Below are 4455 nucleotides of genomic sequence, written 5' to 3' on the forward strand. Positions count from 1 at the left end.
GGATGATTCAAATCCTCCTAAAACGTCTTGCTTAACTTCTCAAACACTCTCTCAGTCAATCAGCACGCGCGGTTAGGCTTTTGATCATTGTCACAAGTTTGGTCACACTGTAGCTCGGTACTGATTGCTCTAAAAAATGCACATGATCTTTGTCTGCTCCTATCTCCACAAATTTGACCTCGTAACGCTTTTCGATCTCTAGACACGCTTCTCGTGAGACTTCATCAACATTCTCGTCGAATATAGCCTTTCTATACTTTGCTGGAAACACCAAATGGTAAAGCAAAACCGTTACGTTAGGTCTTTTATGGATGGATGTACTCACTCATTCCTACATTTTACACCGCAGAGCGGCGAGGAATTGACCCGCAGAGATTAAAGGTGTAGAAGTGGTTGCCGATTCCCTCGATCGCGTCATGGCGGCAAGTAAAGATTGGAGATTGACGGATATGGGCAATGCGCTGATTAGCTACGCTAGCAATCCTACTGCTGCTCAAAGTTCTCAATATCTCTTTGGGTTTAGCTGGAGCGATACGTTATTGGGAACCGATGCGAATGAGTATATTTCGGGTGGTGCGGGTAATGACACCCTAATCGGCGGTAAAGGCAAAGATGTCTTAGTGGGCAGCACGGGTAACGATACCTTCCAGTTCAACAATATCAACGAAGCTGGAGATAGCATTCTTGACTTTGGTGCTGGTGATGCCATTAACCTCAAAGGAGTGCTTAATTCGATTGTTTGCACGCTCACTTTCTTACACTTCCGAACAAGTGAGAGCCACAACTTGGTAGGTCAGGGATTTGCCATAACTTAAAGTTCCAACGTTAGCTTCGACTTTGCTCAACCAACGTTGAGCTTATTGGTATAGTATTTTCGGGCAAATCCCTTAGCGCCGCTTGGCTAGGTAGCGCTAAACAAGTAATGATTTATTGCCCATTAAGGGTGTTAAAAACAACAAATGGCTACGCCATTTGTTGTTTTGGCATTAATTGTCGAACTTAGTATGAATGGAGCGCATGAATCGACTCATTTAGCGTCTGGCTAGGGCGCATTGCTTGGCTAGCTTGATCGGGATCGGCGAAATAATAGCCGCCGATATCTACGGATTGACCTTGAGCGGCGCTCAATTCCAGAAGAATTTGGCTTTCTTTGTCTGTCAAGACTTGCGCCAACTGGGCAAATTTTGACTTCAATTCCAAATTCTGACTCTGTTCTGCTAGAGCCTGCGCCCAGTAAAGCGCGATATAAAAATGACTGCCGCGATTATCAATACCGCCGATCTTGCGGGAGGGTGATTTATCGTTGTTGAGATAGAGACTGTTGGCTCGATCTAGGGCTTTTGCCAAGATCGTTGCGTTCTCATTGTTGGTTTTGCGTCCGAGGTCTTCGAGCGTAACCGCGATCGCTAAAAATTCTCCGAGGGAGTCCCAACGTAAATGACCTTCTTCCAGAAACTGCTGAACGTGTTTCGGAGCAGAGCCACCCGCACCCGTTTCAAACAGTCCACCACCCGCGAGCAATGGCACGATCGAGAGCATTTTGGCACTAGTACCGAGTTCGAGAATTGGGAATAAATCCGTGAGATAATCCCGCAAGACGTTGCCAGTCACGGAGATCGCATTTTTGCCTGCTTTAATTTGTTCGCAGGTAAATTTCATTGCCGCCACAGGTGACATAATCTGAATATCTAGCCCTGCGGTGTCATGGTCTGGCAAATAGGTCTTGACCTTGGTAATCAGATTCGCATCATGGGCGCGATGTTCGTCTAGCCAAAAAATCGTCGGATTTCCTGTCGCTCTAGCACGATTGACAGCAAGTTTGACCCAATCTTGAATCGGCAAGTCCTTGGTTTGACACATCCGCCAGATGTCACCCTTAGCAACAGGATGCTCAATTAGAACAGCCCCTGTTTCATCCATAACGCGCACTACGCCATCATCAGAAATCTCAAAGGTCTTATCGTGGGAGCCGTATTCTTCAGCTTGCTGAGCCATTAAGCCCACATTGGCGACATTGCCCATTGTGGTGACATCAAAGGCTCCGTTTTCCTGACAATATTCGATACAGGCTTGATAAATCGTGGCATAGGAGCGATCGGGAATCATTGCCTTGGTGTCGTAAGCCTTGCCATCTGCACCCCACATTTTGCCAGAAGTACGAATGGTTGCCGCCATGGATGCGTCAATAATCACATCGCTGGGAACGTGCAAATTGGTAATCCCCTTATCGGAGTTGACCATCGCCAGACGCGGCTGCTTTTCATAAACCGCTTGCAAATCTGCGGCGATCGCTTCTTTTTGTTCAGCAGGTAAAGATTCAATTTTGGCGTAAACATCGCCTAAACCGTTATTCGGCTTGATTCCCAGTTTTGCGAAGATATCGGCATATTTGGTAAATACATCTTGATAATAGACCGTCACCGCATGACCAAATAGAATCGGGTCAGAGATCTTCATCATCGTCGCCTTGACATGGAGAGACAGCAAGATATCCTCTGCCTTTGCCTTGGCAATTTCCTCAGCGTAAAAATCTCGCAGAGCCTTGACACTCATCACCGCAGCATCAATGACTTCGCCTTCCAGTACAGTAGTTTTTTCCTTGAGAACTTGAGTGGAACCATCGGCTTTGGTTAGTTCAATCTTGACTACACCTGCTTTGGGAATTACCACCGATTTCTCGCTACCGTAGAAATCGCCTTCAGTCATATGCGCCACATGGGTTTTAGAATCCTTTGTCCATGCGCCAACGGAGTGAGGATGCTTTTGGGCAAATTCTTTGACGGCTGATGCGACGCGGCGATCGCTATTGCCTTCGCGCAATACAGGATTAACAGCACTGCCCAACACCTTAGAATATTTCGTTTTAATCGCCTTCTCTTCGTCAGTTTGGGGATCGGCAGGATAGTTGGGGATGTTGTAACCCTTGGCTTGTAACTCAGCGATCGCTGCTGTTAACTGCGGCAGGGAAGCACTAATATTGGGGAGCTTGATGATATAGGCGCTGGGTGATTTTGCCAAGTCTCCCAGTCTGGCAAGGGCATCAGGTTGACGCTGCGATTCGGTTAAATATTCAGGAAAATTAGCAATAATCCGCCCTGCAAGAGAAATATCTTTGAGTTCAACCTCAATATCTGCCGCCTGCGTAAAAGCTTGAACAATGGGTAATAGGGAATAGGTGGCTAGGGCTGGAACTTCATCGGTAAAGGTATAGGTGATTTTTGAGGTTTGATTGCTCATGTCGATTGGGCGGATTTCTTGCGGATCTATTACAGCTTAGATGATACATGGCTTAGTTAAACTGATTCGTATCGGTTTTATCCACAAATTAGCCCTGTAACAAATCCCAAAATACTGAGGCTTATCGGCGATCGCACCAACAATCTATCCTCTAAAAGCGATTGCTATAACCGTGAGTCGTGATTTTTAGGCGATCGCTTCAACGATATATTTTCTAAAAGGTTGCTGAAAGTGATAGCTTGTGTGGTGAAAGTATGGATGATTGAGGCAATCGCTTTGTGATAGAGATTATGGGCGATCTGCTAAAATGAATACTAAAGGCTACTTTGGCTAAAACCATGACCACAATAACTCTAGAGCTACCACAAAATATTTACGAGCCTTTGCAAAAAGCCGCTGCAAAAGCAGGACAATCCCCACAAGAACTAATCACTAAATTACTGGGACAGACTATACAAGCCTTTGCTGACGATCCTTTAGAAGAATTTATCGGCGCTTTCCAGAGCGACATTCCCGATTGGGGCGCAAATCACGATCGCTATCTTGGACAAGAATTACTAGAAACCCATAATGTCTGAGCTATTTATCGATACATCAGGCTGGGCAAATCTGATAGATATCAGTCAGCCTTTTCACTCTCTCAGCGCGACGACATATCAAAATGCGCGTTCTCAAAAACACAAAATCATCACTACAAGCTATATCGTTACAGAGCTTGTTGCTCTACTTTCTAGCCCACTTCGCATACCTAGACCAAAAGCGATCACCTTTATCCAAAGTCTAAAAACTTCTCCCTATGTAGAAGTTATCCATATCAGCAAAGAGATCGATACAAAAGCATGGGAACTCTTAATCAACAGACCAGATAAAGAATGGAGTCTAGTTGACTGTTCTAGTTTCATTGTCATGCAAGAACGCAAAATTCCTGAATCTCTGACAAGCGATCATCATTTTGAACAAGCAGGATTTATTCGTTTATTGAAATAGTGATCGCTGTTTTGATGTGATTGTTTGTGTTGGGGGCGATCACATCAACAATTCATCTCCTGAAAGTGATCGCTATTCCAAAATACGAATAATTTCAAATGTTTTTTGGGGATGGCGATCGCAAACCATATAGATCGTAAGTAAGGAGGTTTGATCCATAAATTGCTGTATAAACCCGCCAATTCAAGAATGAAATGCAACGGGGTCTGATGAAGCAAAGAATACTTCGTA

Annotated in this window: 4 protein-coding genes and 1 pseudogene; 3 read left to right on the forward strand and 2 right to left on the reverse strand. The window is 44.9% G+C overall.

Going from position 1 to position 4455, the window contains the following annotated elements:
* Positions 1 to 64: 64 nt before the first annotated feature.
* Positions 65 to 325, reverse strand: a pseudogene (tnpA, locus tag V2H45_RS25170) (IS200/IS605 family transposase); the annotation flags it as partial.
* A 64-nt stretch (positions 326 to 389) separates the two neighbouring features.
* Between tnpA and V2H45_RS25175 the strand changes: the two are divergent.
* The gene (locus tag V2H45_RS25175; protein ID WP_330486444.1) at positions 390 to 815 is read left to right on the forward strand and encodes a M10 family metallopeptidase C-terminal domain-containing protein; all 426 of its coding nucleotides are present in this window, start codon (positions 390 to 392) and stop codon (positions 813 to 815) included.
* A gap of 184 nt (positions 816 to 999) precedes the next feature.
* On the opposite strand, the gene V2H45_RS25180 is transcribed toward V2H45_RS25175, so the two are convergent.
* Positions 1000 to 3237 carry an NADP-dependent isocitrate dehydrogenase gene (locus V2H45_RS25180; RefSeq protein WP_330486445.1) on the reverse strand — a complete coding sequence of 746 codons (2238 nt, stop codon included), beginning with the start codon at positions 3235 to 3237 and terminating at the stop codon, positions 1000 to 1002.
* 338 nt (positions 3238 to 3575) lie between these two features.
* Between V2H45_RS25180 and V2H45_RS25185 the strand changes: the two genes are divergently transcribed.
* Both V2H45_RS25185 and V2H45_RS25190 read left to right on the forward strand, forming a co-directional pair.
* A complete protein-coding gene (locus tag V2H45_RS25185) occupies positions 3576 to 3815 on the forward strand; it encodes a hypothetical protein (RefSeq protein ID WP_330486446.1) in 240 nt (79 codons plus the stop codon).
* Positions 3808 to 4224 carry a type II toxin-antitoxin system VapC family toxin gene (locus V2H45_RS25190; protein ID WP_330486447.1) on the forward strand — a complete coding sequence of 139 codons (417 nt, stop codon included), beginning with the start codon at positions 3808 to 3810 and terminating at the stop codon, positions 4222 to 4224. The genes V2H45_RS25185 and V2H45_RS25190 overlap by 8 nt, the downstream gene beginning before the upstream one ends.
* The last annotated feature ends 231 nt before the right edge of the window (positions 4225 to 4455 follow it).

Source organism: Tumidithrix elongata BACA0141, from assembly GCF_036349135.1.
GTDB lineage: Bacteria > Cyanobacteriota > Cyanobacteriia > Pseudanabaenales > Pseudanabaenaceae > Tumidithrix > Tumidithrix elongata.

What these genes read in the sequence shown, in the direction of transcription:
- V2H45_RS25180 (WP_330486445.1), bottom strand. Translation starts at nt 3,237, where the DNA reads ATGAGCAATCAAACCTCAAAAATCACCTATACCTTTACCGATGAAGTT.
- V2H45_RS25190 (WP_330486447.1), top strand. Translation starts at nt 3,808, where the DNA reads ATGTCTGAGCTATTTATCGATACATCAGGCTGGGCAAATCTGATAGAT.
- V2H45_RS25185 (WP_330486446.1), top strand. Translation starts at nt 3,576, where the DNA reads ATGACCACAATAACTCTAGAGCTACCACAAAATATTTACGAGCCTTTG.